General features: G+C 53.4%; 1 protein-coding gene. It reads left to right on the top strand.

The features are described 5' to 3' along the window. Positions 1-63: 63 nt before the first annotated feature. On the top strand, positions 64-612 hold a 549-nt coding region (locus tag ACEQFP_RS17540; RefSeq protein ID WP_016247604.1), incomplete at its 3' end, for an IS6-like element IS26 family transposase.

Genomic DNA, 612 nt, shown 5'->3' with positions numbered 1-612 from the left:
GGCACTGTTGCAAATAGTCGGTGGTGATAAACTTATCATCCCCTTTTGCTGATGGAGCTGCACATGAACCCATTCAAAGGCCGGCATTTTCAGCGTGACATCATTCTGTGGGCCGTACGCTGGTACTGCAAATACGGCATCAGTTACCGTGAGCTGCAGGAGATGCTGGCTGAACGCGGAGTGAATGTCGATCACTCCACGATTTACCGCTGGGTTCAGCGTTATGCGCCTGAAATGGAAAAACGGCTGCGCTGGTACTGGCGTAACCCTTCCGATCTTTGCCCGTGGCACATGGATGAAACCTACGTGAAGGTCAATGGCCGCTGGGCGTATCTGTACCGGGCCGTCGACAGCCGGGGCCGCACTGTCGATTTTTATCTCTCCTCCCGTCGTAACAGCAAAGCTGCATACCGGTTTCTGGGTAAAATCCTCAACAACGTGAAGAAGTGGCAGATCCCGCGATTCATCAACACGGATAAAGCGCCCGCCTATGGTCGCGCGCTTGCTCTGCTCAAACGCGAAGGCCGGTGCCCGTCTGACGTTGAACACCGACAGATTAAGTACCGGAACAACGTGATTGAATGCGATCATGGCAAACTGAAACGGATAATC

The sequence above is a fragment of the Edwardsiella sp. A.80236 genome (genome assembly GCF_044540725.1).
GTDB lineage: Bacteria > Pseudomonadota > Gammaproteobacteria > Enterobacterales > Enterobacteriaceae > Edwardsiella > Edwardsiella tarda.
This window is presented reverse-complemented; position numbering and strand designations above follow the sequence as displayed.